At 60.1% G+C, this 1,955-nt stretch carries 2 protein-coding genes and 2 tRNA genes; 3 read left to right on the forward strand and 1 reads right to left on the reverse strand.

From position 1 onward, the window contains the following. Positions 1-43: 43 nt before the first annotated feature. Positions 44-892: a 23S rRNA (guanosine(2251)-2'-O)-methyltransferase RlmB gene (gene rlmB, locus AC1RTB_RS24690; protein ID WP_492881810.1), complete on the reverse strand. Its 849-nt coding sequence runs from the start codon at positions 890-892 to the stop codon at positions 44-46. A 199-nt stretch (positions 893-1,091) separates the two neighbouring features. On the opposite strand from rlmB, the gene AC1RTB_RS24695 reads away from it, so the two are divergent. The 3 genes from AC1RTB_RS24695 to AC1RTB_RS24705 form a co-directional block, all read left to right on the forward strand. Beyond that, positions 1,092-1,176 (forward strand) — tRNA-Tyr (locus tag AC1RTB_RS24695). A 123-nt stretch (positions 1,177-1,299) separates the two neighbouring features. Continuing rightward, positions 1,300-1,373: transfer RNA gene (locus AC1RTB_RS24700), tRNA-Gly, on the forward strand. A 196-nt stretch (positions 1,374-1,569) separates the two neighbouring features. Next, positions 1,570-1,955: GTP-binding protein (locus tag AC1RTB_RS24705; RefSeq protein WP_492881811.1), on the forward strand; the 386-nt coding region annotated here is incomplete at its 3' end.

The following is a 1,955-nucleotide window of genomic DNA, read 5'->3' on the forward strand; positions in this document are numbered from 1 at the left end:
AACAAAACCCCCCCCCACCGACACCAGGAGGCTCTGACTTATCTCAGCCCAAAAACTTCCTTGCCGCATAAAGCGAGATTGCCGCCGCATTGGACACGTTGAGCGAATGGATTACGCCTGGCATGTCGAGGCGGGCAAGCGCAGTCACCGTCTCGCGTGTCTTTTGACGCAGGCCTTTGCCCTCGGCACCGAGCACCAGTGCGACCCTGTTGCCCGAAAACGTCTTTTCGAGCTCCGCAGGGCTTTCCGAATCAAGTCCGATCGTCTGGAAGCCGGCCTCATGCAACTCACCGAGCGCGTCAGAGAGATTGCGCACTTCGATCAGGTCGATGTGTTCGAGCGCCCCTGATGCCGATTTGGCGAGCACGCCGCTCTCGTTGGGGCTGTGGCGCTGCGTGGTGACAAGCGCACCGGCACCGAAAGCCACCGCCGAGCGTATGATCGCGCCGACATTGTGCGGGTCGGTGACCTGGTCGAGCACCAGAATCAACGGCGAATCACCCAGCGCCGACAATGCCTTGGCTTGCAGCGGCTCGGCCTCGATCAGCACGCCCTGATGCACGGCGTCCGAACCGGTGATCTTGTCGATGTCTTTGGGTTCCACCAATTCGGTGGCGAAGGGCAGGGCACCAAGGTCGGCGATCTCCAGCCGTTCCAGCGCATTGCGGGTGACCCACATATGGCGGATCTTGCGGCGCGGATTGTCGAGTGCAGCGCGCACCGTATGCAGCCCGTAGAGCCGCACCCGCCCGTCGGGAGCGTTCTCCCCGGGCGGCACAGGCTTGCGTGGCTTGAATTCAGGCGCGCCGCCGCTTTTCTGGTCGCGGAAGGTGCGACGCAGCTTGGCGTAGTGGCTATCCTTGGGTGTTCCGGGCTTTTTTGTATCGTTCATGCGCCTGCTATAGCGCCAGCTCCTGGCTTTGGATACGGCCCGTTATCAGGCGCTTTGAATAATCCGCATGAAAACGCACCCTGTCCGGTTGACAGGCCAAATCCTTGTCGCCATAAGCCCACCCAGATTTCGGGGCAGGGCACGTTGCTCAGAACCGGGATCGAAAAATGCCTCGTTGCATGGCTCCGGCAAAGCAGTTGGAGGAGTGCCCGAGTGGTTAAAGGGGACGGACTGTAAATCCGTTAGCTCAGCTTACGTTGGTTCGAATCCAACCTCCTCCACCACTGCCGGCTCGGAAGCCATAAAACGCATGGCCTCGAAAGGTGATCTCATCTTTCAGAGGGCCATGCCGCAAGGTGAATACCAGAGCGTGCTTCGCTCCTGAACAGGCGCGCTGCGCTCAGGGCGCGGGTATAGCTCAATGGTAGAGCAGCAGCCTTCCAAGCTGAATACGCGGGTTCGATTCCCGCTACCCGCTCCAGGGCTTTCTCCCGAAGCGAGAAGCCTTTTATTTGCATTCGCTTGCCACCATATGTGCGTCCAGCACTGAAAGAGCACCGCGGCTTTTGAGCCCGACCTCGGCCTTTGGCCAAAAGACGCTTGTCTTTTTCGGCCTTTATCGGTAATCGCCCCGCATCCGACCGGAACCAAGGTCCCGATGCCCAAGGAAAGAGACAATGGCAAAAGGTAAATTCGAGCGTAATAAGCCTCATGTGAACATTGGCACGATTGGTCACGTTGACCACGGCAAGACGTCGCTGACGGCGGCGATCACCAAGTATTTCGGCGAGTTCAAGGCCTACGATCAGATCGACGCAGCGCCGGAAGAAAAGGCCCGCGGCATCACCATTTCGACGGCCCACGTCGAATACGAGACGCCGGCTCGCCACTACGCCCATGTCGATTGCCCCGGCCACGCCGACTACGTCAAGAACATGATCACCGGTGCTGCCCAGATGGACGGCGCGATCCTGGTCGTGTCGGCTGCCGACGGCCCGATGCCGCAGACCCGCGAGCACATCCTGCTTGCCCGTCAGGTTGGCGTTCCCGCCCTTGTCGTGTT

This window comes from Aminobacter sp. GW821-FHT11F06, from assembly GCF_058808215.1.

Excerpts from the sequence above, each read along its gene's own strand:
- rlmB (WP_492881810.1), bottom strand. The coding sequence starts at position 892 with ATGAACGATACAAAAAAGCCCGGAACACCCAAGGATAGCCACTACGCC.